Annotated in this window: 20 protein-coding genes and 1 pseudogene; 1 reads left to right on the top strand and 20 read right to left on the bottom strand. The window is 56.4% G+C overall.

Annotated features, from left to right (window positions below):
- Positions 1 to 54: 54 nt before the first annotated feature.
- From cas1c to cas3, 6 genes and pseudogenes are all read right to left on the bottom strand, one after another.
- On the bottom strand, positions 55 to 1,083 hold the full coding sequence (gene cas1c, locus GCWU000341_RS00760) for a type I-C CRISPR-associated endonuclease Cas1c (protein ID WP_009213703.1): 1,029 nt from the start codon (positions 1,081 to 1,083) through the stop codon (positions 55 to 57).
- Complete coding sequence (gene cas4 / locus GCWU000341_RS00755; protein WP_009213702.1) at positions 1,080 to 1,745, bottom strand: CRISPR-associated protein Cas4; 666 nt, start codon at positions 1,743 to 1,745, stop codon at positions 1,080 to 1,082. The genes cas1c and cas4 overlap by 4 nt, the downstream gene beginning before the upstream one ends.
- Positions 1,745 to 2,638, bottom strand: coding sequence for a type I-C CRISPR-associated protein Cas7/Csd2 (gene cas7c / locus GCWU000341_RS00750; protein ID WP_009213701.1), 894 nt, complete (start codon positions 2,636 to 2,638; stop codon positions 1,745 to 1,747). Before cas7c ends, cas4 begins: the two co-directional genes overlap by 1 nt.
- Entirely contained in the window at positions 2,635 to 4,416 is a 1,782-nt protein-coding gene (cas8c, locus tag GCWU000341_RS00745) for a type I-C CRISPR-associated protein Cas8c/Csd1 (RefSeq protein ID WP_009213700.1), read from the bottom strand. The genes cas7c and cas8c overlap by 4 nt, the downstream gene beginning before the upstream one ends.
- A complete protein-coding gene (cas5c, locus tag GCWU000341_RS14290; RefSeq protein WP_242651607.1) occupies positions 4,413 to 5,069 on the bottom strand; it encodes a type I-C CRISPR-associated protein Cas5c in 657 nt (218 codons plus the stop codon). Before cas5c ends, cas8c begins: the two co-directional genes overlap by 4 nt.
- A gap of 570 nt (positions 5,070 to 5,639) precedes the next feature.
- Positions 5,640 to 7,310: pseudogene (gene cas3, locus GCWU000341_RS00740) on the bottom strand (CRISPR-associated helicase Cas3'); the annotation flags it as partial.
- 542 nt (positions 7,311 to 7,852) lie between these two features.
- Between cas3 and GCWU000341_RS00735 the strand changes: the two are divergent.
- On the top strand, positions 7,853 to 8,380 hold the full coding sequence (locus tag GCWU000341_RS00735; RefSeq protein WP_009213696.1) for a cysteine hydrolase family protein: 528 nt from the start codon (positions 7,853 to 7,855) through the stop codon (positions 8,378 to 8,380).
- Positions 8,381 to 8,507: 127 nt separating this feature from the next.
- On the opposite strand, the gene GCWU000341_RS00730 is transcribed toward GCWU000341_RS00735, so the two are convergent.
- The 14 genes from GCWU000341_RS00730 to GCWU000341_RS00660 form a co-directional block, all read right to left on the bottom strand.
- Complete coding sequence (locus tag GCWU000341_RS00730) at positions 8,508 to 9,074, bottom strand: biotin transporter BioY (protein WP_040653123.1); 567 nt, start codon at positions 9,072 to 9,074, stop codon at positions 8,508 to 8,510.
- A 567-nt stretch (positions 9,075 to 9,641) separates the two neighbouring features.
- Entirely contained in the window at positions 9,642 to 9,911 is a 270-nt protein-coding gene (locus GCWU000341_RS00725; protein WP_009213692.1) for a DUF3343 domain-containing protein, read from the bottom strand.
- Positions 9,904 to 11,178 (bottom strand): double-cubane-cluster-containing anaerobic reductase, encoded by a 1,275-nt coding sequence (locus GCWU000341_RS00720; RefSeq protein WP_009213691.1) that lies wholly within the window; start codon positions 11,176 to 11,178, stop codon positions 9,904 to 9,906. Before GCWU000341_RS00720 ends, GCWU000341_RS00725 begins: the two co-directional genes overlap by 8 nt.
- 61 nt (positions 11,179 to 11,239) lie before the next feature.
- Positions 11,240 to 12,370, bottom strand: coding sequence for an aminotransferase class V-fold PLP-dependent enzyme (locus GCWU000341_RS00715; protein ID WP_009213690.1), 1,131 nt, complete (start codon positions 12,368 to 12,370; stop codon positions 11,240 to 11,242).
- On the bottom strand, positions 12,367 to 13,134 hold the full coding sequence (locus GCWU000341_RS00710; protein WP_009213689.1) for an acyl-CoA dehydratase activase: 768 nt from the start codon (positions 13,132 to 13,134) through the stop codon (positions 12,367 to 12,369). The genes GCWU000341_RS00715 and GCWU000341_RS00710 overlap by 4 nt, the downstream gene beginning before the upstream one ends.
- Before the next feature lie 300 nt (positions 13,135 to 13,434).
- Positions 13,435 to 16,218: a transglycosylase domain-containing protein gene (locus tag GCWU000341_RS00705; RefSeq protein ID WP_009213687.1), complete on the bottom strand. Its 2,784-nt coding sequence runs from the start codon at positions 16,216 to 16,218 to the stop codon at positions 13,435 to 13,437.
- 260 nt (positions 16,219 to 16,478) lie between these two features.
- Positions 16,479 to 18,023: a ribonuclease Y gene (gene rny / locus GCWU000341_RS00695; RefSeq protein ID WP_009213685.1), complete on the bottom strand. Its 1,545-nt coding sequence runs from the start codon at positions 18,021 to 18,023 to the stop codon at positions 16,479 to 16,481.
- A gap of 489 nt (positions 18,024 to 18,512) precedes the next feature.
- Positions 18,513 to 18,959, bottom strand: a complete 447-nt coding sequence (locus GCWU000341_RS00690) for a MarR family winged helix-turn-helix transcriptional regulator (RefSeq protein WP_009213683.1) — start codon at positions 18,957 to 18,959, stop codon at positions 18,513 to 18,515.
- Positions 18,960 to 19,051: 92 nt separating this feature from the next.
- The gene (locus tag GCWU000341_RS00685) at positions 19,052 to 19,966 is read right to left on the bottom strand and encodes an NAD(P)/FAD-dependent oxidoreductase (protein ID WP_009213681.1); all 915 of its coding nucleotides are present in this window, start codon (positions 19,964 to 19,966) and stop codon (positions 19,052 to 19,054) included.
- A 27-nt stretch (positions 19,967 to 19,993) separates the two neighbouring features.
- The gene (gene trxA, locus GCWU000341_RS00680) at positions 19,994 to 20,302 is read right to left on the bottom strand and encodes a thioredoxin (RefSeq protein ID WP_009213680.1); all 309 of its coding nucleotides are present in this window, start codon (positions 20,300 to 20,302) and stop codon (positions 19,994 to 19,996) included.
- A gap of 218 nt (positions 20,303 to 20,520) precedes the next feature.
- Entirely contained in the window at positions 20,521 to 21,051 is a 531-nt protein-coding gene (locus tag GCWU000341_RS00675; protein ID WP_009213679.1) for a regulatory protein RecX, read from the bottom strand.
- Entirely contained in the window at positions 21,038 to 22,156 is a 1,119-nt protein-coding gene (gene recA, locus GCWU000341_RS00670) for a recombinase RecA (RefSeq protein ID WP_009213678.1), read from the bottom strand. Before recA ends, GCWU000341_RS00675 begins: the two co-directional genes overlap by 14 nt.
- Before the next feature lie 102 nt (positions 22,157 to 22,258).
- Complete coding sequence (locus GCWU000341_RS00665; protein ID WP_009213677.1) at positions 22,259 to 23,509, bottom strand: hypothetical protein; 1,251 nt, start codon at positions 23,507 to 23,509, stop codon at positions 22,259 to 22,261.
- A 266-nt stretch (positions 23,510 to 23,775) separates the two neighbouring features.
- Positions 23,776 to 24,999 carry a TolC family protein gene (locus GCWU000341_RS00660; RefSeq protein ID WP_040653120.1) on the bottom strand — a complete coding sequence of 408 codons (1,224 nt, stop codon included), beginning with the start codon at positions 24,997 to 24,999 and terminating at the stop codon, positions 23,776 to 23,778.
- Positions 25,000 to 25,019: the final 20 nt, after the last annotated feature.

Raw genomic sequence — 25,019 nt, 5'->3', positions numbered from 1 at the left:
ATTCGAAATACTTCATCCCATTCTTTATTCAATCAATAGAGGAGATCAGCTTCTCTATTTCCAAAGAAACGGCGGATAACTCTCCAGATCTCCTCTTAAATACCGGCTAAGAAGCAGCGCCTGAGCATATGGCACCATTCCCCACTCCATGGTCTCTTCAAGGTAGGGATGTTTCAGGCTCTCCTTCTTGTGCTTCTGCCACTCTACGAGGACCCTTTTTCTGCCCTCATCCTTTAAAAGCACTGCGCCATTTTCCTTATGTATGAAGTCTCTCCGATCCACAATTCTCTTATTGACCAGGCGAAGCACGAAGCGGTCCGCCATCACAGCTCTCAGCTCTTCCATCATGTCCAGCGCCAGCGACGCCCGCCCGGGTCGATCCGCATGCATCATCCCGATATAGGGGTCCAGCCCGACTGCCTCCAGGGAAGCACTCATCGAATTGCTCAGAAGAGCATAGATAAACGACAGAAGCGCATTCACAGGATCCATCGGCGGTCTTCTGCTTCTCTTTCGAAAGAAAAAATCCTTTTTCTGCTGAAGGATCAACTCATCAAATACGGAAAAATAGCAGTTTGCGGCCTCTCCCTCTATCCCTCTGAGGCTGCTCTCATCGATGCAGTCCTGTGCTTTCAAAGAGGCTTCCCGCAAAAAAACTGATATCTTCTTTAGCTTTTCGGTATCCACCTGCAGCTCATGGTCTCTCGTAAATCTCTCCAGCACCCAGCGCGCGTTATATAGCTTTCCGAAAATGCAGTTCCTTGCGATTTCAAGTCTTTCCTCCGAAGCGGCGACAGCATACTGCTTCCGACGAAGGATCACATTACCCTTCGTCCGCCCTGTGACTCTCGCCAGAAACCTCCCCTGCGGGCTCAGATAACAAAGCGATATTCCGCGCTCCGCACATGCTCCCATCAGAGCAGGGCTGGTGCCCCTGTACCCAAGTGACACCACGCCTTCCAGATTATGAAGGGGAACCCGCGCCAGCTCTGCATTTCCCTCCAGGATTACGATATTTTCTCCATCCAGAGCCAGATAACTGTTTTCCGAGCTGATATAAAGCGTGTTCAGCAGTCTTTTCATGGCTCTTCCTCGTACATCCGATTCTCAATATAAGTCCGCACGCTTCTCAATTTCTCCAATTCCGGGAGACAGATCTCCTTCAGGGAGCAGGCTCTGCATTTTTTCCCTCCCTTTACCTTCGGTGTATACCCTCGCTCATAATATCGCCGCATCTCTGAACATACCGCTTCCGTTCTCTCCCGAAGCTCTTCCGTAATTTCCACGGTCTCCCTTCTCCGGGTCTCCCCATAAAAAAGAGCGCCCTGCGGAATCTCCGTAGAAAACATCTCCTCCAGACACAATACTTGTGCGCTGAGCTGCAGGATGTCCTCTTCTCCCATCTTAGGCCGCCCTTTTTTATACTCCACAGGATAGGGGAGATATTCGCCTCTGTGCCCGTAGAGCCGGATCCCTCCCTCTCTCCTGTGAAATTCAACGATATCACATTCTCCGCTGATCCCCAGTCTTTTGGATGAGACCGGCAAAGCCCTCACGATCAGCATATCCTCTCTCTTTTCCCGCAGCAGGGGATCATGAGCCCTCTTGTGCATCAGATCCCCCGCTACGGTATGCTCATTATCCTCCCACTGCTGCTCCACATGAATCAGGGCCCACTGCCTTCTGCAAAAAAGGAAATGCTGGATCCCGGAAATCATAAGGTAATCTTCTTCTCCCACGTTCATTATATTTTCTCAATGAACTCGACGCTGTCCGGAATCGACGCATCCTTCCTGATCTCAATCTTGTAGTCGCTGTACTTCCTCGGGAACTGCACCTCCGGAAGCTTCTCCGCATGGACTGTCTCAAACAGCTTATAGGCCGGGCAGTCCCCAAGCTCCGTGCTGTGCTTAAATACAATCAAACGTCGAGTCGACATCTTCCCTCTCGCCGCCGAATGATCATTCTCAAACATATTGATCAGCGCCTCCCAGAAAAGCTCCAGATCCTCTTCTGAGAAACCGGTCGTCTTTCTCGCGAGATTTGCGGAAATGAATCCCTCCGCGCGATACAGCGCATAGGGAACAATATTCTTTCTCCCCATCTCCGTGCCCTTCTTCTCTGCGTCCTTCTCCGTCGTGATGGCCACGCGGGTGATCGTCACCTCCTGACTCACAATGGGATCGACGCTTCTCGCAAAGCAGAGCTGGACCGGGCCTCTCACCTGTCCGCAGTTCAGATGTTCCTTGACAAAGGTGGTCATCACGGCCCCGAAGCTTCGGATATCATAGAAATTTCGGCACATGAATTCCAGAATCTTTTTGTCGGCATCCGGATCGCTTTTCTTTAAGTCCTTACTGCCCTCAGGCTTTTGCCCGATATAGGACAGTGCTCTTTTATCGCTGACATTCAGAGGGACATTTTCCTTGATATAGATCCCAAAACCCTCTTGATCCTCCTTCACGGTCTCCACATAATTTCGGATCTTCCTCTTCAGGCAGACATCCGTCACAAGCCCGTATCCGCTCTCCGGATCGATGCGAGGCAAATTTCCCGCATCGGGATCCCCATTCGGGTTCCCGTTCTCGACATCGAAAAAGAGCACAAACTCATACCGGTTCTTAATCGGCTCACTCATCTCACTTCTCCTCCTTCTTTCTTTTCATAGAACTTCTGCCTCTGATGGTAGTACCCCAGGATAAACATGCCCTGTTCGTTCAGGGATAGGCGAGAGGGAAAGGCTCCGACCAAATCCGACACCTCAAGCATTCCCTGAAGCTCTGTCAATATTCTCTCGTAGAAAACGGCCATCCCGGGATTCCCGTTTCTTATTTTTCTGAGATGGCTTTCCTTCAGCCGAAAGAGAAGCGGAAAAACCATCGCCGGCGTGCCGCACGCCGAATTAAAATACCGATCCCGAATCGTCGCGTTTATCCCCGGATTTGCCGCTTCCTGTATCTTCTCCAGGACGGCGAACTCCCTTCCGAGTATATACGCCCTGTCCCTGCAATTCTCATTCAGTGCCACAAAATCCTCCCCCTTTCCCAAATAAAGCTCTCCGTAATTTCTGAGAAGAATCGCCTTGATCAGCGCCGCACGCCTGCCGTTGATCTTATTCTCCCCCTGGTCGGCGCGGATGCGGATCAGGATGCCATGATATAAGCTTGCGGGAAACTTCCCGTGCATCAGGATCGCCCGCAGGCATTCGGATCCCAGTGCAGGCGGTATTGATTTGTCCCGGGAATTCTGATTGACGGTTTCCCCCAAGAGCTTCCAAAGCGCCGGCTGCTCTTCCTCCCATTTCGGCCCTGCGATTTCGAGCTCTTCGTAAAAACGCTGAAAATTCCGAAGGATATTACCAAAAGAATTCTTTAAGAAGAGACGGACCGCAAGTCTTCCCGCATTGCCCGAAAGGCCGAGGATGCAAAAATTCTGCTCCGGATCCAGATGAACTCCTTTATAGTCCACTCCTTGCTTCCCCGCAATATTCCGGAGGACGTTCCTGACAATCTCCTGATTATCCTCTCTCCCCCCCATGCATGAAGAAAAAATCTCCCCGTATTCCTCCTCTCCGCTCTCCGCCCAGAATAGCAGGCACAGATCTCCAAGCTGCACCTTCTGCTCCTTTTGGGATAAAAGAAACTGCAGCGCCGTCGTATAGGCAAACATCGCATGTCTTCCGACCGGGGCGTTAAAGCTTTGCTCCTTCCCATAGGAGGAGAAAGCCGGAGCATTAAAGGAAACCAAAGCAGCACCGCTCGACTGAGCATTCTTTATCCCCTTGATCGAGGTATGTGTTTTTGCAATCTCCGAGAGTTCCCCCGTCACAAGACAGCGGCCGCGCTCCCTGCCATTCTCTTTCTTCTTTCTCCAGCTCTCCCAGGCCTGCTTCAGTTCCGGAATCTCCTGCGCATATTCTCCCTCGATGGAAAAGACCAGATTTCCGGCTTTTGTAATCTCGTCCCGGTACTCTTTGTCCTTCAGTTCAGAAAGTTCCTCCGCCCGGCTTGGGTCCCAGCTTTGAAAGAATTTTTTCAGCGCACTCGCCGCGGGGCCGTCACAATCCTGAAGGATGTCCATCAGTTTTTCTTTGGTCGCGGTAAAGCATTCCTGGCTTTTCCTATCCGAGGCGTCGCCGCTGATGCCGAGCATATACTTTGCGTTGTCACAGAGAAAATTGGCGGAAACTCCGGAGGTCCGCGATACTCTCTCCGGGACTTCCATCAATTTAGGCTTCCTCACCGTTTTCCCTTTTCCATTCTCCTCCTCCACTCCGAGGGAAAGGATTTTGAGAGGTTTTCCCTCCCTATCGAGTTCCAGAGAATAGCTCACCTTCTCTTTACTCCAACCATCCAGAGCGATCTCTCCCCGCTCTGCGAGCGCCTCATAGTATTTTACAAGCTCCTGTAAGATCATCGCAGTACCTCGCAATTTCTGAGGTCTATGACCCCGTTTTCCATCTTCGCGCGAAAAAAGGTTGGACGGATATCTTCCGGATTCGAATAATCCATATCATAAAGCATCAGCCCGAAATCCCGGCTTTCTCCGCCTCTATGCTCCTCTCCCTCATCCCAGGGACAGAAGAAGGCCGGAAACTCCCGACATCCCAGGTACGGCTGATGGTAACACTCTCCCTTTCTCAGACGCCTGGACATAATATCCTTGAATTTTCCGGGATTATCCCCGGGGCTCGCCTTTTCCGTCATCTCAAAATGTGCCTCTATCCCATAGGCCACATCCTTCAATATAATAGATGAGCGCTGCACAATGTCCGCTTTTGTATTTAAAAATAAACCCTCCCCTTTTCCCCCATTATAGGCGGTCAGCAGCTTGCCGCAGAGGATTTTTGATTCTACCTCATTCCTCCGGATCGAAGTAAAACAAATCGGCTTCAGCACATGGATCCGATCAATTTGCCACCTCAGGCCGGGATGCCAGTAGATGGCTTCCAGGATACCCCTGGCCGCCGACGGTGTAATGACATCATAGCTGTAGCGCTCGACCCGGAGCTCCGGGCGGGAAAAAAGCGCATAATCCCCCCAGATTTTTACCTTCACCCCCACGCTCATTTCACTTCCCTCCCCGAGCTCTGCCTCCAGCAAGATTCCCTTTTCCTCACTATAATCCTCCTTCTCCCTCAGAACATAGAGATTCCCCTTGGCACCGGATTCCAAGGCCCGAAATTTTCCCGCATCAAAAAGCTGCCGAAAGAGGTTCTCGTAGAGATTCACGGAGTACTGCTGCATGGCCCTCGCTCTTTTTCGGCTCATCCCCTCTCGCTCAATCTGAAAAAGTAGCTCTCTTCCCTCCTCATCCCAGGGAACGAAGATGGTCTCTCCGTTTTGTTCGATCAGTCTGAGATCCTCCGCCTGTGTCGGGAAGGAAAAGGGATTCTCCTCGATTTTCTTCAGGATAGCCTTCTTGTCCGTCTCCTGCATCCCCAGGACGGCTTTCCTATCCGACCGTTCCGTTCCCGGAATAGCTTTCCTTCCCGGTTTGCCATAAAGCATCCAAAAATACTCCCGTATCGTATCAGGATCTGCCGGATCTCTCCCCTTCTCTAAAAGCCAAGAGCCGATTTCAATCCTCTGTTTCTGAGAAAGCGGCACTGACTTGCTGTCCTCCAGAGAAAAGACATGACAGATGCTCTCCTCCCTCTTCCTTCTCCCTTCCCGATTGCACCTCCCGACCGCCTGGATGATCGAGTCCAGCCCTGCGATCTCGCGATAGACAGAGGCGAAGTCCAGGTCCACCCCCGCTTCCACGAGACTGGTGGAGATCACGATGCAGCGCTTTCCATCCCCCTTCTTTAATCTCTCTCGGATATCTCCCAGCACCTTCCGCCGATGCTTTGGGATCATCAGCGTGGATAGATGATAGAGTCCGTCCTCTCCCCCGTCCTTTCGGAGAAGCTCATAGATTTCCTGAACCTCTCTCCGGGTATTCAGGATGCAGAGGGCCTGCGTCTCTCCACTCAGCCTCTCGAGAAGCGTCTCCTGCTCGAGCTTCCCCAGGAAACGGATCTCACAGCGCCGGAAAAACGAGAACTGCTCCGCCATATCCGGGCAGAGCTCTCTCACTTCCCCGGCGGATTGCAAAAAGGGATCAATGTCGGGCTGTGTCGCGGTACACAGGACCGCGCTGCAGTGGTATCTTCGGATCAGCTCCTCAATGGATGAAATGCAAGGCTGGAGATAATCCTTTGGCAGCATCTGCGCTTCATCAAAGATCAGCACGGAATTCGCAATGTTATGGATCTTCCTGCATTTGGAGGGACGATTCGAGAAGAGCGACTCAAAAAACTGCACATTCGTTGTGACGATGAGCGGCATATCCCAGTTTTCCGCCGCAAGCTGCATCGGGCAAAGCTCCTCATCGTCCTCATAGTCCACATTGCTGTGATGCTCCAGTACGTTCTGCTCCCCCAGTATCTCCTTAAAGACAGCGGCATTCTGCTCGATGATGCTGGTATAGGGAATCACGTATATGATCCTCTTCATTCCGTGACAAAGCGCATGCCGGAGTGCGAAGGCCAGCGATGCGATCGTCTTTCCGCCGCCGGTCGGCACACTGAGACGGTACAGCCCCTTCTCCCCCTCCCCGGCGAGAAGACAGCTCTTCAGGATCTCCGTCCTTCTCCTATTGATCTCCGATTTGGGGTCGTCCCTGAGCCACGGCTCAATATAGTGATCCAGACGCTCCTTCAGCTCTTTCAGGCTTTCTCCCTGCCCGCGCCCCCGGGGCTTTTCTCCCCGCATGAAGCTCTCCGTATCCAGATAATCGGCGTCCACCAGGCAGGAGTACAGAAAGCGAGTGATAAAATTCACTTCAAATCCAGGCGTCTTCGACCCTTCCGAAAGGTTCACCTCGGTTCGGATCAAGGGAAGCTTTACCTCACTCTCGTATGCGCTGTAATCCTCCAGTTTTTTCTTCATCCTCCCAGAAAATGTCTTTCTCTCCGCCGTATCGGAAGACCCGCCCCTGTCCGGAAGCCCCGCATGATGCCCGGCGATGCAGTAAGATGCGATGGCATAGGCAAGCCGAAGCGTTTTCGGCCCCTCCCCCGTTCTTTCATAGGAAAGCTTCGCCCCTGCCGTAGAATGATCGACACGGACCGCGCTGCCCCGCAGTCTCCTCTGAAAGGCCTCACTGTACTTTCCGATATCGTGCAGCATCCCTACATAATATCCCCAGTCCTCACAGCCGAATTCGGAGGCAAAGCCTCCGGCCAATTCAGCCGCCCCCTTTAAATGAGAGAGCACGCTCTGCTCCCTTGTCTTATCCTCACTGATGTGCGCAAGATAGTTCATACTCCAATCCCCCAAAAAGCTCACAGCCTCCCGTAAAATCCAAGATCTCCCTATCCAAATATAATACCGGGACCCTTTTGATGTATTCCATCAATCCGCAAAATCCGAGATCTTCCCTCCCCCGCCAATATAAGCCTGCGCCGTCTTGATTACAAGATAGGAGGAAAGACGAAACATAAATACAGGAAACATAAACGCATATTCCCTGCACGGCCTCCTGATGAGTACAGAAAGGAAAGCCGCGGAAATTATGCTATACTAATTCCGTCGCTAAGGCTCCGGCTTCCGCAACCCGCACGTGCGGGAGGGAAGGAAGGAAATGGATCGGGCCGCCTGCCGCTTGAAACCTATCTTTTCCGCAGCATACATCGGAGGAGAGAAGGACACGACCGTCCTATACGGAAGCAAGGAGAAACTCGGCATTTTCTGCATAAAGGGAAAATGCAGCTTAGACCCTTTTTATTCCTATAAAGTCCTATAAAGACCTGTAAAGACGGAAAAAGAAAGAAGGAATCTCATGATGGAGACGGAAGGAGAGCAAGATGAGAAAAATACTGCTGGTAATTGATATGCAAAATGACTTTATCGATGCGGCTCTTGGAAGCCGGGAGGCGGAGGCCATCGTCGATGCCGTAAAGGAAAAGATCCGCTCCTACCCGGCGGAAAATGTCATCGCCACTATGGATACTCACGGGGAAAACTACATGGATACGCAGGAGGGAAGGAACCTCCCCGTCATGCACTGCATCAGGGGAACGCAGGGCTGGCAGCTCCAGGCGGACATCGCGGAGCTCCTGAGGCATGCAAAGATCTATGAGAAGCCGAGCTTCGGGAGCATGGAACTAGCCGAGGAGCTGAAGAAACTTTCGGAGAAGGAAGAGATCGAGCTGGAGTTAGTCGGTCTGTGTACCGATATCTGCGTGGTCTCCAATGCTCTCCTCCTAAAGGCGGCGATGCCGGAGGTAAGGATCAGCGTAGATGCCGCCTGCTGCGCCGGTGTGACAGCGGAAAAGCACCGGGCCGCGCTGGAAACCATGCGCTCCTGCCAGATCCATGTCGTAAACGATTAAAATATGCCGGGCACGCTTCCATCCTCAGCACCGGCAGAAAGGACTACGATTCCAAGGGCCCGCAGCGCTCTGGCGTCGTCTGTGCGCTGCGCTCTTCTCCGCGCCGACAGGGGCATTCCCTCTATGCTTATCCCTGAGATGCAGCGGAGAGGGAAGCGGGCAGACTGCGGCGGATCCTTCTCCCGAGCCAGAATGCGAGGCCGATCTTGCAAAGGTCCCCCGGAATAAAGGGGAGCACACCCATCATCAGAGCGTCCCAAAGGCCAAAGCCCGGTTTCTTGGGGAGCAGCAGCGCGCGAAGCCACAGTGTGCCGAAGAGATAGCAGAGCAAAAGTCCGATCAGCATGCCCAGAAGCTGAAGAGCGGGCTGATCCGGGAAGCGCTCCAGGAAAAATCCCGCGCATAAGGCGCAGAAAATCATGCCGAAAAGATAACCCCCGGTGGGGCCTAGCAGCTTCGCTGCCCCTCCCGCGTAGCCCGAAAAGACCGGAAGGCCGAAAAAGCCCAGAAGAAGGTAGAGAAGAAAGGAGAGAGTCCCGAGCTTCATCCCGAGGATCTCCACGGAGAGAAAGAGCACAAAGAGCGTGAGAGAGAGGGGCACCGGGCCGATCGGGATCGCAAGCGGGCCGAGTATACATAAAAGAGCGCACATCAACGCACATATACTCATCTTTCTCACAGAAATCTGTCTCATCCTCTTTCCTCCTCCCGGGAAAATAAAAAATTCCGTCATTATAAGCGGCGCCGGAATCCGTATACGCTTCTCAGTGAAGTCAGTATACGGATTCCGGTGAAATCAGTCAACTATTATTTTCCATAAGGTTTACAATTATCCCAAAAACCATTCCGAAACGAATCCCTGGAGATCGCTGCCTGAAGCAGACATGGCAGGCCCTATGAAGACAGGGCGCAGATCCCCCACTTCCGGAAGCTTATCCGCAGCAGAGAACTGCCTCCCGGAGGGAGGTTTGCTGATGCGCAGATCCCCGCTTCCGGAGGCTTATCCGCCCCTTCCGGAAAAGCCAAAGCATAAAGCATTAAAATGCACTCCGGAAAAGAGAGGGAAGAGCAGTGCCGCGGGGGAAGCGGTGCATCCATCCTGTACTAAGAAGCTGCCATAGCAGGACAGCAGTGGAGAAGAACAGCTCCGCAGGGAAAGCGGAGCATCTGCCCGGGTATAAAGCAGAGAGCACTCTCCCCCTTACCCTAAAAACAATCATGGTGCGGCTTACAGCAGAGGGCACTTTCCCCGCGCGGGCACTCAGCAGAAGCGGTCCCTCTTCGGATCGATCTGTCCCTCCACGGAGATGAGGTCCATATACTCCGCGCCCTCCTCCGAGAGGCACTGCTTTACGCGGGAAAGCCATTCCTCCTCAATGAGCAGAGACATCCCGCAGGCAAGCTTCCTCCCGTAGCCGCAGCGGGGTGTCGGCGCAATGCGGTTCTCCAGTCCGTGCTCATCGAGGAGGGCATGGAGCGCAAGGCCCTCCTCGTAATTTCGAAAAAGGATATAGTAGCGCGTCTTAGGCATGAAGCATTTCCACGAAGGCTCCGATTCTCGTCCGAAGCTGCTCCGCGTCCGTATCCGCATAGTCCGTCTCCAGGCTGAGGACCGGGACTCCGGCCTCCTTCAGCGCGCGGGAGACCACGTACTTCTCCGTATCGTAGAGGCAGCAGAATTTTAAACTCGTGTCGATGACGCCGTCGACCTTATACTCCTTCACCATCCGGAGAAGATCGTCGATCCTACCCTTATTCGGCGTGAAGCAGGCGCAGTTCGTCTTCATATAGCGCTCGGAGAGAGCCATGAACTGCTCCTCCAGGGTCTTCCCCCCCTCATCCACGAGATTCTCAAAGTAGCGGGTGCCGGTGCACATCTCCTCACAGACGACGGCAGCCCCGCTGGTCTCTATAATCTGGTGGAGCTTCCAGTTCGGGATCGACATCGGGGAGCCCGTGACGAGGATTCTCTTCGTCCCCTTCGGCACGACGCTCACGCCGTTTCGGATCCTCTCCTCGAGCTCATCCGCGAGACGATTGCACATCTGCGTACAACGGGCGGGATCATCGAAGAAGGCGATCTGTATCATAAGGAGCACGTCCCTCCCGGAGATCGGAAGGCATTCGGACTTACGGCAGTCGTAGACCCTCTGGATTGCCTTCCTCTTCTCGTTGATGAGATGAATCGCTTCCTTGAGCTTCTCCACCGTGATCCGGTTTCCCGTGACCTCCTCGACCTTCTTCGCGAAGGCGGCGATCTCATCCTTCCAGCGCGCAATATCCTCCGCCCGCTTCATCTGCGGCACATCCATGACATACATCGGCACATCCTCGCCGAGGATCTCATAGGCCTTCTTCTTCCCGTCGCAGGTGGTCTCTCCGACATACATATCCGCGATCCGGAAGAAGGGACAGGTCCGGGAGAGTCTCGCGCCGACCGAGGCCTTTACGAGGGGACAGGTGCTCTTCGGAAGCACGGCCTCCCCGGCGGGGACCCAGAACTGGGATCCGCTGCACAGTCCCGTCACGATGCCATTTGCCGCGATCACCACCTCATCCGGCACATAGACACAGAAGGTGCCGAAGACCTTTCTCCCCTTTTTCTGCTCCTCGATGAGCTCCGCGGGGCGGATGCCGTGAACCTCCGAGATGACGAGATCCCAGAAGTCCATCGCCTTCGGGCGGTTCTCCTGACTCAGGAAGACATCCCCCACCGCAGTGGGAAGCACCTGGCAGAGGGTGTCGTGCATATCCACGTCCATCCCGATATTTTTCCACATCTCTACATAATCAGCCATAACGCACATTCTCCTTTTCCGTCGGCTCCGCTCTCCAATGCGGGACAATCCGACTCAAAACTCAGCGGGCGAGCTCCCTGACCGCCCGAATTGCCGACTCAACTTCATCCTCGGTATTAAAAATGGAAAAGCTGAAGCGCACCGCTCCCTGCTCCTCCGTCCCGAGCGCCTCATGCATCCTGGGGGCGCAGTGCGCCCCGGGCCGGGTGGCGATCCCGTAGTCCTGAGCGAGACAGTCCGAGATCTCCGCGGAGCTGTAATCCCGGATATTGAGAGCCGCGATCGCCGCCCTCCGTCCCTCAAAATCCCCATAGAGCGTGACGCCCGGGATCTCACGAACTGCCTCACAGAAACGTCTCAGCAGCCTGCTTTCCTTCTCCTCGATCTTCTCAAGCCCCATCCGATCGATGAAGTTCACCGCCGCTAAAAGCCCCGCGATGCCGTGGCCGTTCAGGGTCCCGGCCTCCAGTCTCGTGGGATAGTCGGAGGGCTGCTCCCTGAGGTAGGAATGCACGCCGGTCCCGCCCCGCTTAAAAGGCCGAAGCTCCACTCCGCTCCGAAGGCACAGTCCCCCTGTCCCCTGCGGGCCCAGCATGCTCTTGTGCCCCGTAAAGCAGAGGATGTCGATCCCCTGCTTTTCCATATCCACCGGCAGGGCCCCGGCACTCTGCGAGGCATCCACAACGAGAAGCGCGCCGGTGCGGTGCGCGATCCCGGAGATCCTTTCGAGCTCCAGCATATTCCCCGTCAGATTCGAGGCATGCGTGCACACGATTGCCTTCGTCTCCTTCCGGATCAGCCGCTCAAAATCCCGGTAATCGACCTTCCCCCTCCGATCCGCCCGCACAAAGTCCAGGAGCAGTCCCCGGCTCTCTAAGTCATAGAGGGGGCGGAGCACGGAGTTATGCTCCAGATCCGTCGTGATCACATGCTCCCCCGGGGAGAGAAGGCCATAGAGTGCGATATTCAAAGCCTCCGTGGAATTCTGAGTGAAGATCACATGATCCGCCCTCTCGCAGTGAAAGAAGGCAGCCAGCCTGCGGCGCGCCTCGTAGACGGACTGGGAGGCGGAGATGGCCGCGCTGTGGGTCCCGCGGGAGGCATTGCCGGAATGCCGCATGGCCTCCATCACCGCTTCCAGGACCTCCTCCGGCTTACGGAAGCTCGTCGCCGCATTGTCCAGGTAAATCATGACTCCAGCTTCGACGCGACAAGCGCCGCTCCGATCGCCCCGGCATATCTCCCGTTCGGAGAACTCACGACCTCCCTGCCCAGGGCCTTTCCGAGGGAAGAGCGGAGATACTGAAACTCGCAGAGACCGCCCGTCAGTACAGCCTCCCCCTCCGGCGGGAGCAGGTGCATCGCCTGCGCCGCGACCTTCTTCACGATGGAGTCCACGACCGCAAAGGCAATGTTCTCCCTCTTCTCCCCTCTTCCGATCAGACTGATGACCTCCGACTCCGCAAAGACCGTGCACATCGAGCTGATGCTCGCGTCCTTCCCTCTCGAAGCCAGCTCGCAGAGCTCCTCCGTCCGAAGCCCCAGAGTATTCGCCATGACCTCCAGGAAACGGCCGGTTCCGGCGGAGCACTTGTCATTCATCAGAAAATCCGTCACATTCCCCGACTCGATCCGAATGATCTTCGTATCCTGTCCTCCGATGTCGATGACCGTCATGCTCTTTGCCTGATAGAGATAATCCGCCCCCTTTCCGTGACAGGTGATCTCCGTCACGGACTTATCCGCATAGGGCACACAGACCCTGCCGTAGCCGGTCGCGACGACAGTTCCCTCCTCAATATAGGAGGCGAGCCGCCGTCTGATCTCCTCCGCCGTATCCGCGCTGCTCCAGCCCGTCGGAAGCAGCAGCTTCTCCTTCAAGTCCTTCTTCTCGTCCAGCACCGCGGCCTTCGCGCAGGTCGAGCCGATGTCGATGCCGATTGCAAATTTTTTCATAAAGCCCCTCCAGACCAACTCAAATTATTATAAATTTTTGCTCTATTTCTGTCAAATTATATGCAGTATTTAAAGCTTTTTTGTATTTATTGCTTGAATTATAATAAATCTCTATCAAAGAAAAAGAGAGGGGGAAGCGTCTTCTCTTTGGCGCTTCCCCCTCTCCCTCTCTGAGATCTCTCTCAGCGGGGAAGGATGGATTCTATTTCTGATCTGCGACTGCCTGCCAACGGAAAGGATGCCGATCACCCTGTAAGAAGATCCCCCTCGCAAGAGCCGCACAGCCATAGGCATCTCTTCTCAGCGGCCGCCGATCACCCGGGACTTTCCGCCGTTCGGGCCGGAATTATCCGATCCGCCAACCTCCGCCCCCGCGCTCGGGTGCTTCATGAGATTGGGGTCTCCGGGCCCGATCACGCCGGGCCCTCCCTGCTGGCCGTCTGTACTCGCAGACTCCGGATTGAGCTGCCCCTGCCCGTTTTCGTCCGGGCGCCGCGGGAGCTTCTTCACACGCTCTATCGCATTCTCAAGCTCCTCCGTGAGGTCCTCCTCTCCGTCCCTCGGCTTATAATCCGCGAGGATCTTCTGGGCCGTCAAAAGCATGGCATCCGTATCCTTATCCTGATACTCCGCCTCCTCCAGCTTCTGGATCAGAGCCCGAATCTCCGCGAGGCGCCGCTCCCGCTCCCTGGCGATACGGCTCTCCTCTGCCCTTGAGGCTGCGATGGAGCTCTGCACTCTGGACTCCTCCTCGCTGGATTCCTCGTAGCTTTGGATCTCCTCCCGCATGCTGTCCTCGATCTTGTCGAAATACTTCTTTCTCTCCGAGAGGCGGGAGAAGATCTTTCTCCTGCTCTCCGCGTCGCTCACGATATCCGCGTCACTCTTGATCTGCTGATAGAGCTCCCTCTCTGTAAAGATATCCTCCACCCGGCTGATTATCATGCTCTCGTATTTCGTGAGCAGCTCTTCCGCCTCCGCCTTCTTCTCCTTTTCGGTCTTCTTCCGGAGGGAGGCCGCGGCACGGACCTCGGCTGTCGTAGAGACAAGATCCTCAATCCCCGTCTTTTTGTCGGTCTGCGTCTCCACCGTGGACGGCTTGTCCCAGTCCTTCACAGGGAGATCCTTGTGGAGGACATTCATGGCATCCCTCCAGATCTTTCCGGCATAGGTCGCGCCGTAGATCCCCGGCATCGGCGCAGGCAGATCATGTCCCACCCAGACCGCCATGGTGTAGTATCTCGTATAGCCGCAGAACCAGGTGTCCTTTGAGGCGTTGCTGGTCCCGGTCTTCCCTGCGCAGGGCATGCTCTTATCCAGCGCGAGGCCGCGCCCGGTGCCGTAGGGCTTCGTGATCGTCCCCTTCAGGATGTCCGTCATCATGTAGGAGCTGTCCTCCCGGTAAATCTGGACATCGCCGGGATGATAGTTCTTCGTGATCTCTCCGTTTTTCTGGTGCACGATCTTCTGGATGCAGCTTCGCTCGCTGAAGCGCCCTCCGTTTGCGAGAGCGGCGTAGCCCTTCGCCATATCCACAATCTTCGTCCCGTTGGTGAAGCCTCCGATGGATACCGCCGCCGACGTATTGTCCACCCAGCTCAGCCCCTGAAAATGCATGCTCTTCAGATAATCCAGGCCATAGTCCACCCCGATATCGGAAAGCACCTGCCAGGCCACCGTATTCAAAGAGCGGTTCACCGCCTCCCGGAGCGTCACCTGTCCGTAATAATGATCCCCGGAATTCGAGGGCCCGTTCTCGAACTTGTGGTCATCGATGAGACTGCCCGGACTGTATCTCCCGCTGTCCAGCGCCGGGGTATAGTCCAGGAGCGGCTTGATGGAGGAGCCGGGCTGACGGACGCTCAGGTAGGCCCGGTTATACTTGTCCTCGGTCCCTCTTCCCCCGACCGCCGCCACGACATAGCCGCTCTCATTGTCCACGACCGCCGCCGCGCCCTGCATGGAGAACTTGCCGTTCTCCTGCAAATCCTTGAATTTCTCGAGATCCTTGTCCAGCTTCTCCTGCACGATCCTCTGGATCTCCGGGTTCAGCGCGGTGTAGATCTGATAACCCCCTCTGCGGATCTCCTTGTTGTAGAAATCATAGCTCTCGTTATACTTCTCCTCGTAGGCCTTTTGCTCCGCCTCATTCTCCCAGAGGTACTCGAAATGAAACTCATTCAGATCCATCAGCGTGAGTGTCGCCGAGTAGAGGGCGTAGGAGGTGAGGTAATCCTCGTCCGTCTCTCTCTGAATATTCCGGGAGACGCCGAGATCCATGGCCTTGTACTGCTCGCACTCCTCCGCCGTGATATAGCCGCAGACGCTGAGGGAATTGAGCACCCGGTTCCGCTTCGCAAGACAGGCGTCCGGATGCTTCAGCGGCTCGTAGCGCGAGGGGGCATTGGAGACCCCGGCCAGCATGGCGGCCTCCGGGATCGTGAGATCCGCCGCGGATTTATTGAAATAATAGAGGCTCGCGGACTCCACGCCGTAGCAGTTATTGCCATAGAAATTCGTATTGCAGTAGAGCTCCATAATCTCGCTTTTGGAGTAGCGCTTCTCCAGCTCCTGGGCGAGCATCATCTCCACGATCTTTCTCGTATAGACCTTCTCGGAGCTTAAGTAGGTATTCTTTACCAGCTGCTGCGTGATCGTCGAGCCGCCCTGCGTGATCCTGCCGCGATGGCGGATGAGCTGAATCAGGGCCCGGAGCGTCCCCATATAATCCACGCCGTGATGCTTCATGAACTTCCGGTCCTCCTGCGCGATGTAGGCATGCTGCAGGTTCTCCGAGATCTGGTCGATCTTCACATAGACATAGTGTCCCGCATTGACAATGCCGAGAATCTCCCCGTTCGTGTCATAAATGACGGTGTCCGAGAGGCGGGTGAGGTCCTCGACATTGCCGGAGGCCAGCTTATCATAGGCGATCTTCTTCAGGCGCTCATACTCCGGGCGCAGATAGAAAAACCAGCCCACGGCCATAAGGACGAGGCCGACCAAAAAGCCGCCGAGAAGGAAGCCGCCGATCCAGCGCAAAATGCGGTGCGGCTTTTTTCTGGTTCTCCCCATTCTCTTCATTCCTCTCCCCTCACGCCCTTCCCCGGGGCCTTAAAATCCTTCCGGCTCAGTCCGCTCCGTTTCCGAAATAACGCTCCGCGCGTTTCTCCTCTTCGCCTCCACAGAGAGCCCCGGAAGACGGACCCGCTTCGCAGCGCGAAAATCGCCAGGATGAGTGCGGTCCGGCAGAAAGGCCCTCTCCGTAAAACGCTTTTTTGCCGCAGAGGGCCGGCACAGTCCCTCGGGGGATTTCTGCGCCGACCCTCATATTCTCTTCTCCGTCACTTCGCGTAGCCTACCGCTCTGGACTCCCGTATGATATTTACCTTGATGACGCCGGGATACTGCATCTGATCCTGGATCTGCTTTGAGATATCCCTCGCCATGATCGCCATCTCATCGTCATTTACGAGCTCCGGTATCACCATGATCCGAACCTCCCGGCCGGCCTGCACGGCGAAGGACCTCTCGACGCCGCGATAGGAGTTCGCGATATCCTCCAGCTCCTTCAAGCGATTCGTGTAGCTCTCCAGTGACTTTCTCCTCGCTCCGGGTCTCGCCGCGGAGATCGCATCCGCCGCCGCGACCAGGCAGGAGATCAGACTGCTCGGCTCCGTCCCTCCGTGATGAGACGCGACGGCATTGATCACAAGCTCCGGCTCATGATACTTCTTGCAGAGCTCGACGCCGAGGTCCACATGGGTCCCCTCCATCTCGTGATCGATCGCCTTTCCGATATCGTGCAGGAGCCCGGCCCGCTTCGCCATGCGGACATCCAGCCCCAGCTCCTCCGCGAGAAGCCCCGAGATCTGCGCGACCTCCATGGAATGCTGCAGGGCGTTCTGTCCGAAGGAGGTTCTGAACTTCATCCTGCCGAGCAGATAGACAAGCTCCGGATGGATCCCGTGTATCCCGAGCTCCAGCACCGCGGACTCGCCCTCCTCCTTGATGCTGTCCTCCACCTCTTTCCGGCTCTTCTCCACGACCTCCTCGATGCGGGCGGGATGGATCCTTCCGTCCACAATCAGCTTCTCGAGGGCAATGCGGGCCACCTCGCGGCGGATGGGATCGAAGCCGGAGAGCACCACGGCCTCCGGAGTGTCGTCCACGATCAGCTCCACACCGGTGAGCTGCTCCAGCGTGCGGATATTCCGGCCCTCCCGGCCGATGATGCGGCCCTTCATCTCGTCGTTTGGCAGCTGCACGACAGAGACCGTGGACTCCGTCACCTGATCCGCCGCGCAGCGCTGGATCGCTTCGACGATATATTCCCTCGCCGTCTTCTCCGACTCCTCCTTCGCGCGGTTCTCGTATTCCCGGATCATCATGGCCGTATCGTGCTTGATATCGTCCTCGACGGAATGCAGAAGCTCGGACCTCGCCTGATCCCTGGTAAGCCCCGAGACTCTCTCAAGCTCTGTCAGCTTCTGTGCGTGCAAAAGCTCGATCTCCGCCTCTCTCTCCTCGAGTCCCTTCTCTCTCCTCCCGAATTCCGCTTCCCGCTTCTCCAGAGACTGGGCCCTTCGCTCCGAGGCCTCATCCCTCTTCAGCATCCTCCGCTCGAGCTCGGAAACCTCCTTCCGGCGGTCCTTGACCTCCCGGTCCAGGTCGTTCTTTGCCCGGAGAGCCTCTTCCTTTGCCTCTAAGAGCGCTTCTCTCTTTTTATTCTCCGCTGTTCGAATCGCATCATCTATGATCTCCCGGGACTTTTCTTCGGCTGTGCCCACCGTCTTCGCATACTCAGCCCTTGCCTTGCTCTGCCCGAGGATAAACGCGACGAAACCCACTGCGGCCGCCACGACAACCGCGGCGATAATGATGCCCACTGGGTTCAACTCTGTACCTCCTCCGCTCTCTCCAACTGACAAAAACAGACATGACCCGCCCCCCGGCGAATCAGTCTCATCTAAGCATCGATCGCTCCGGGTCCGCGGCACTGCCGCAGTAAATCATCCGAAGCTGCTAATTCGTTTCAATACAATTTATAAAAATATTGATATCAGGCGCGTCTTAACGTCTCTCTTCCACTCTCGTGCACGCACGTCGCGGTCGTGAGACTTCTTTTCGCCTTTCAAAGGATTCCCGCATGCTTTCGCCGCTTCGCGTCTCCCTGCATGCTCCCGTCATTCGCATTCCCGGGGGAGTCCTGCTCCCCCTCCATGCTCATGCCGAGGCGCGTCTTAAAGTCTCTCTTCCGCTCCCGTGCCCGCACGTCGCGAACGAGAGACTTTAAGACGCTGGAATCATTTTATAAAAATAAAAAAGTCCTGTCAACTTGATTCATTGGCAGGGCGCTGTCTGCGGGGCCAAATTCTTTAGTCCTCCATCGAATTTTCGATGCTGTAGAGGGTTTTATAGAGCAGTGAGTAGAGTGTCCGAAACTCCTCTCTCGTTAGCTTTATGCAGTCTCCCATATCCCTCGGTATTGTGAGTGCGAGGTCCCGGAGCTTCGTCCCCTCTTTCGTGATTCGGACCTCCAGGGAGCGCTCGTCCCGCTCGGAGCGCTTTCTCGTGAGAAGTCCCTTTTGTTCCAGGCGCTTTAAAAGCGGTGTCAGGGTGCCCGAGTCGAGATAGAGGCTTTCTCCCAGCTCCTTGACGCTCAGCTCTCCCTTCTCCCAGAGCACCATCATCGTGATGTACTGCGTATAGGTCAGGCCGATCCGGTCGAGGAAGGGCTTATAGCGTCTTGTAATCTCCTTTGCACAGGCGTAGAGCGGAAAACAGAGCTGATTTTCCAGCTTCAAAGCATCATAATCCGACATCGTCACTCCCTTCTAAGCTTCGCTTCCGGGGAAGCGCAGAAAACCGCCGCCCGCCGCACCAAAAGGCGCGGCAGACGGCAGAAATTCCGGTTTCAGCGAGGTTCTTCATCGAGGTAGGAAGCCGCCGCGAGTGCCGCAACTGCCCCATCCGCCGCCGCTGTGGCAAGCTGTCTCACTGCCTTCGTCCTGCCGTCTCCCGCGGCAAAGATCCCGGCTGTCTTGGTGAGGCAGTCCTCCCCGGCCACAATATACCCCTTCTCATCCAGCTCCACCAAGGAGGAGAAGGCCGCGTTGTCCGGGCTCTGCCCGATGGCAACGAAGAGTCCGTCCACCGGAAGCTCTCTCTCCGCCCCCTCCTTATCCTTTAATTCCAAGGCTGAGAGTCCGCCCTCATTCTCTTTGAGAGCGGAGATCGTGGTATTCAGGATGAACTCCACATTCTCCCTCTTCCTCAGACGTTCCAGATCCTTCTCCGCCGCGCGGAAGGCATCCCTCCTGTGGATCAGATAGACCTTCTTCACGTAATTCGAGAGAAAGAACGCGTCCTCCACTGCGGTGTTTCCTCCGCCGTTCACCGCGACAATACGGTTTCGGAAGAACATCCCATCGCAGGTCGCGCAGTAGGACAGTCCTCTTCCGACGAGAGCCTTCTCATTCGGAAGGCCGAGCTCGCGCTTCCTGGCCCCCGTCGCCAGGATCACAGCCCCCGCCTCGTACTCTCCTCCCGTTGTCCTGACCTTTTTCGTCTGCCCAAGGTCCTCGATCGAGAGCACCTTCTCGATGCGAAGCTCCGCTCCGAGTTCCTTCGCCTGCTGATAGAGTCCTGTCGCGAAGTCATAGCCGGAGATATGCTTAATCCCCGGATAATTCTCGATATCCGGCGTATTGACGATCTGCCCCCCGTAGGAGCTCCCGTCGAAAAGGAGCACGGATTTTCCGGCCCTGAGTCCGTAAATCGCAGCGGATAATCCCGCCGTCCCCGCTCCGACAATGATAATATCAAACATGGTCTTTCCTCTCCCTGCCTCCGGCTCTTACTTTAAGAGCTCGAGAATCTGCTCCTTGGGAATGACGCCCACGGACTGCTTCGCGATCTCTCCGTTCTTAAAGACCAAAAGACTCGGGATGGAGCGGATGCCGTAGCGGCTCGCAAGCTCCGGCTCCTCATCGACATTTACAGCATATACCTTAAAGTCCTTCGCCTCCTCCGCAATCTCAGCTACAACGGGAGAGAGCATCTTGCAGGGCCCGCACCAATCCGCCCAGAAATCCACCAAAACCGGGAGATCCGAACGTAAAACCTTTGCCTCAAAATCGCTTCCTCTAAGCTTTTCTGCTGCCATGAGAGCTATCCTCCTTTACTGACCGGCGCCCGGAAGGCGATTTCGCTCACCGCCGCTCTCCCGGACGCGTCCACCGGCTCTGCCGGAATCTAAATTCTGTGCATTTATTATTCGGCGCCGAGGATCCTTCATTTCCTTTGCGCAACTACATTGTACACAATTTAGTTTCCTCTGTCAAGCCCCTGCCGAAAACATTTCTTCCGCATTCTTTCCCCCGCTCAAGGATCCAAGTCCCAGATCTCCTCCGCGCAGAGAGCCGCTCTGACTCTCTCATAGGAAAAGCCCTTCCGGCAGAGGGAGGCGCAGAGCTTCTGCTTTTCCCCGGGATCCAGCCTGCGGGGATCTTCGCAGCGCTTTCGGATCTGAAGGAGAAGCGCCTCCTCTTCCCGCTCGGAAAGAGCCTCCTCCTCTCGGAGCTCCTCCTCGGCGAGCCGGATCTCCTCCCGGGAAATCCCTCTCTGAAAGAGCTTCTGCTCGATCTCCCGGAGGGACTTCTTCCCCGCATAGCTCTGGATCATCCTCTTCGCATAGCGAAGATCATCGAGGTAGTTGTATTCCTTCAGGAAGGCGATCGCCTCCTCTATGATATCCTCCGGGTACTTCCCGGAGCGGACAAGCTTCTCCCGTATCCTCCGCTCCGACTTCTCCGAATCCGTGATGAGATAGAGGCAGCGCTCCCTGCAGCGCCGGAGGAGGCCTTCTCTTTCCGGCGAAGGACTCCCCTCCGCCCCCGGCTTATTGTCCCGCATCGCTCTTCTCCGAATCCGCGGGATCCGGGACCGCCGCGGCGGCCGCCTCGTAGGGATCCGGTTTCAGTCCGAACTTCTCCCGGACCTTCCCCTCGATCTCCGCCATCACCCGGGGATTCTTCTTCAGATACTCCTTCGCATTCTCCCGGCCCTGACCGATCTTCTCTCCCTCATAGGCGAACCAGGCTCCGCTCTTATCGACAATATCCTCATTGACCGCAAGATCCAGCACATCGCCCTCTCTCGAGATGCCGCTCCCGAAGCTGATATCAAACTCGCACTGCTTGAAGGGCGGCGCGATCTTGTTCTTCACGACCTTCACCTTCACCCGATTCCCAGAGGGCTCTCCGCTGGCGCTTTTGATCGGCTCTCCCTTTCTGATGTCGATGCGGATCGTCGCATAGAACTTCAGCGCGCGGCCGCCCGTCGTGGTCTCCGGGCTTCCGAACATCACTCCCACCTTCTCACGGAGCTGATTGATGAAAATGAGGATCGCGTTCGAGCGGGAGATGATGGAGGTCAGCTTCCGGAGCGCCTGCGACATAAGACGGGCCTGCAGTCCCACATGGCTGTCTCCCATCTCGCCGTCGATCTCCGCCTTCGGAACCAGAGCCGCCACAGAGTCGACGACCAGGATGTCGATCGCGCCGGAGCGAATCATGGTCTCCGCGATCTCCAGCGCCTGCTCTCCGGAATCCGGCTGCGAGATATAGAGATTGTCGATGTCCACGCCGATCTCCTTCGCATAGCGGGGATCGAGCGCATGCTCCGCATCGACAAAGCCCGCGATCCCTCCGCGCTTCTGTACCTCTGCGACCGCGTGGAGCGCGAGAGTCGTCTTCCCCGAAGACTCCGGACCATAAATCTCGATGATCCTCCCCCGCGGAAATCCCCCTGCTCCGAGCGCGATGTCCAGAGAAAGCGCCCCGGTGGGCACCGTCTCGATGTCCTTGTTGACGCGGGACTCGCCGAGCTTCATGACGGATCCCTTCCCGAAGTCCTTCTCGATCTTTGTCAGCGCGACATCCAGTGCCTTCAGCTTCTCCTCGTGATCCGTGATCGCCGTAATCGCACTGACCGGCGCCTTATTCGCTTTTCCTGCCATGGCCTTTCTTCCTCTCCCCCTTCTCCGCCTCTGTCCTCAGACGAAAATATCCCGATTGAAATTATTATAAGTCATTGCCGAAGTCAGCGGCAGCAGCGTCTCCTAGATCTCCATAACTCCCTTCGTGACAGCCTGCTCGTAATCATAGATCGACTGCTCGTAATCGAGCTTCGCGGTCTTCGCCTCGCTCTCCTTCTGGAGTGCGGCGAGCTTCAGCTTCGCCGTATCCTGGCGGCTGCTCATGCCCACTGCCGCGAGATGCTCCGCCTTCTCCGCCTGCGCCCTTGCGATCTCCGCCGTCGTCTCCGACGCCTCCCAGGCGGCCGCCTTCTCCCTGGTATTCCGGGAAAGCTCTCTCACCGCAGCGCGGACTCTCTGCTCCGTCTCCGCGATACTGATTTCTCTCTTGTCCCAGGTCGTAAAATCCTTGTCCGCGATCCTCTGCGCATCCCCGAATTCCTTGTTCTGCTGCAGGGCACTCTTCGTGTCCGCCTCGAGATTCCTGCTGTCCATATAATTTCTGGGGTAATCCGGCGTATCCCCGAAGGAAATCCCCCCGCAGTTCTCCGGCTTCCAGCCCAGGGAAACCCCGACCGCGCGGCGAAGACTCGAAAGGCCGTTCTCCGCGGTCTGAAGATCCGCCTTCGCGCCGTTCAGATCGACAAGCGCGCTCTGCAGCTCCTGCTCTGTCGCCTGACCCAGCGCCTTTTTCTTCTCCGTCTTCTCGTACTCCGCCTGATAGAGCGCTACTCTCTGCTCCTGCAAAGAGCGTGCGAGCTCCTGCTTTTTCACGCTGAAAAACTGCTCCTGCATTCCATTTTCCAGAAGCTTCTTCCCGGTATAGAAATTCGCCTTCACGGCGGTCTGCGCACTCCTCCGTGCCTGTGCCACGGAGTCCTTCGTACTGCGAAGCTGCGAGAGCGCCTCGCTCACCGCGCCCAGACTCTGATCCAGTCCGCCCACCAACTTCCTGCTGTCCCGGACTCTTTCCATCTCCCGGATCCTGGCGGAGAGACTGTTTCTGAGCGACTCATCCCGGCTCTCCGTCCTCTGCGCCTTGAGCTCCGAAATCTCATCATTGAGCTCCGCGACGATATCCTTCCTCTGCGCGTCCACCGCATTGTCCACTGCCCTCATCCCGGCGGTACTGCTCTCCATCACGGCCTGCTCCAGCTTCGCGATACCGCTGTATTTCTCCGTCAGCGCCGGGACCTCATAGAACTCAATCGTATTGTCCTCCAGATTCCAGGAGCTCTCCTCCGCAAGCGCCGCGCCCGTCTGCGAAAGCGCGAGACAGGAAAGGAAGAGCGCCGCTCCGGCGCACAGAGCGCCCCTTCGTCTCCATTTCTTCATTCGTTCTCCTCCTGTATAATGTTTCTTGTGCCTTCCGAAGGGCTGCCGCTTTTTCTGCCGTTTTACCCGCCCGGCAAAGGACGCTCTCGCTCCGACTGCCGCGACCAACGGCGCGTAAGCGATTTACAGAACCAAATCGCTAAGCGCCGGGGCGGCAGACGGCCTGTGCCCAGGCGGATATAAACGGCAGAGCGGCAGGCATCCCTGTGGATCCCTCTGAGCTGCGGATGCAGCGAAGAAAAAGCGCAGAAGTCCGAGCCGGATGCTTACTGGCTTCCTCCCGCCTTCGCGAGACCCTGCTTCCCGGCCAGATAGTCATAATACGCTTCCGCGAGGCTGAGCTCCGCGATCCGCTCCGAGCGCTTTGCGCTCTCCGCCTGGTTCTTCGCGGTCTCCATCTCTCTCCGGCTCTTGCTTCCGACCGAATAGGCGCGCTCCGCGCTGCTCTGCGCGGCCTGGAGGTTCGAGCTCTGAAGCCGAGCCTGCTCAAGTCCTGTCCGAGCCTGCTTCACGGCCTGATAGCGCGAGATCATATCGGCGCGCACAGACTCCTTCTGGTTCTGGAGCGTCGTATTCAGACTCGCAAGCTGGGTCTCCGTCTGGGAAACCGCAAGCTTTCGCTCCGTGATGCGGATTGGATAATTTTCCTTCAGTGCGGTCTCCGTATCCGCCTGGAGATCCAGCGCGTTGAGCTGCTCCTCCCCGGGGATCGGAGCCTCCGGGAGCTCAGGCTCATCGTTATAGCGCCATCCGAGGTCTACGCGGATGAGCTCTGTATTCTTTTCCACAGAGGCATTCTCCTGAGAGAGGGAAAGCTGCGCTTTCTCTCTCGCCTCCTTCGCATTCAGGACGTCGAGATTCGTGCCCTGCCCCGCGTTGAGCTTCCGCACAGCCGCATCGTAGTTCGCACTCTCCTGATCGATATTTGTCTTCGCCGTCTCCGCCTTGGCCCTCGAGCTGTACATGGACAGGATCGACTTCCGGATCGTCTCTGTCGTCGTGAGCTCAGACTGCTCGATCTGAAGCTTCGCCGCCTCCCGATCGGAGCTCTGGGCATTGCTGTCCACATCGGAGCGGGCGGAATCGCTCTGGTAGCGCATCTCCGCCAGCGCCTCCGCGACCTCATTTCCATCCGCGGCTTCCATGGCCTTCTGATAGGCATCCTCGATCTTCTGCTCCGCCTTCTCATAGTCGATATGATAGGCTCCGCGGTGATCGTTCTGCCGGAAGGAGATCCACATGCTCGCGATCGTGGGATTATACTCGTGGACCAAAGTCTGAATCTCATCCCACTCGATCCGGTTGTCTCTCAGCTTCGCCCACTCCTCCGCGCTTCTCTCCCTCTCAAAGGAGGTCTGATGCGGGCTTTCCGAAACATTGTCCGCGAAGACCTTGCGGCGCGGTGCGGCATACGCCGCCGTGGAAAGCGCGGAAAAAAGAAGCGCCGTACTCATGCAGGCCGCTGTCCATCTCATCTCTTTTCTTATCATATGATCCTCCGTAAAACGAA

This window comes from Oribacterium sp. oral taxon 078 str. F0262, from assembly GCF_000160135.1.
Lineage (GTDB): Bacteria > Bacillota > Clostridia > Lachnospirales > Lachnospiraceae > Oribacterium.
The sequence above is the reverse complement of the archived record's forward strand: the minus strand, read 5'-3'. Positions and strand labels throughout refer to the sequence as shown.

Coding starts and splice junctions, on each gene's coding strand:
- GCWU000341_RS00675 (WP_009213679.1), bottom strand. CDS start 21,051: ATGCGGGACAATAAGCCGGGGGCGGAGGGGAGTCCTTCGCCGGAAAGA.
- GCWU000341_RS00690 (WP_009213683.1), bottom strand. CDS start 18,959: ATGTCGGATTATGATGCTTTGAAGCTGGAAAATCAGCTCTGTTTTCCG.
- GCWU000341_RS00725 (WP_009213692.1), bottom strand. CDS start 9,911: ATGCCTAAGACGCGCTACTATATCCTTTTTCGAAATTACGAGGAGGGC.
- cas8c (WP_009213700.1), bottom strand. CDS start 4,416: ATGATCTTACAGGAGCTTGTAAAATACTATGAGGCGCTCGCAGAGCGG.
- cas5c (WP_242651607.1), bottom strand. CDS start 5,069: ATGAGCGTGGGGGTGAAGGTAAAAATCTGGGGGGATTATGCGCTTTTT.
- GCWU000341_RS00705 (WP_009213687.1), bottom strand. CDS start 16,218: ATGAAGAGAATGGGGAGAACCAGAAAAAAGCCGCACCGCATTTTGCGC.
- cas7c (WP_009213701.1), bottom strand. CDS start 2,638: ATGAGTGAGCCGATTAAGAACCGGTATGAGTTTGTGCTCTTTTTCGAT.
- cas1c (WP_009213703.1), bottom strand. CDS start 1,083: ATGAAAAGACTGCTGAACACGCTTTATATCAGCTCGGAAAACAGTTAT.
- GCWU000341_RS00665 (WP_009213677.1), bottom strand. CDS start 23,509: ATGAAGAAATGGAGACGAAGGGGCGCTCTGTGCGCCGGAGCGGCGCTC.
- recA (WP_009213678.1), bottom strand. CDS start 22,156: ATGGCAGGAAAAGCGAATAAGGCGCCGGTCAGTGCGATTACGGCGATC.
- GCWU000341_RS00685 (WP_009213681.1), bottom strand. CDS start 19,966: ATGTTTGATATTATCATTGTCGGAGCGGGGACGGCGGGATTATCCGCT.
- GCWU000341_RS00735 (WP_009213696.1), top strand. CDS start 7,853: ATGAGAAAAATACTGCTGGTAATTGATATGCAAAATGACTTTATCGAT.
- GCWU000341_RS00720 (WP_009213691.1), bottom strand. CDS start 11,178: ATGGCTGATTATGTAGAGATGTGGAAAAATATCGGGATGGACGTGGAT.
- cas4 (WP_009213702.1), bottom strand. CDS start 1,745: ATGAACGTGGGAGAAGAAGATTACCTTATGATTTCCGGGATCCAGCAT.
- GCWU000341_RS00710 (WP_009213689.1), bottom strand. CDS start 13,134: ATGAAAAAATTTGCAATCGGCATCGACATCGGCTCGACCTGCGCGAAG.
- GCWU000341_RS00660 (WP_040653120.1), bottom strand. CDS start 24,999: ATGATAAGAAAAGAGATGAGATGGACAGCGGCCTGCATGAGTACGGCG.
- GCWU000341_RS00715 (WP_009213690.1), bottom strand. CDS start 12,370: ATGATTTACCTGGACAATGCGGCGACGAGCTTCCGTAAGCCGGAGGAG.
- trxA (WP_009213680.1), bottom strand. CDS start 20,302: ATGGCAGCAGAAAAGCTTAGAGGAAGCGATTTTGAGGCAAAGGTTTTA.
- GCWU000341_RS00730 (WP_040653123.1), bottom strand. CDS start 9,074: ATGAGACAGATTTCTGTGAGAAAGATGAGTATATGTGCGTTGATGTGC.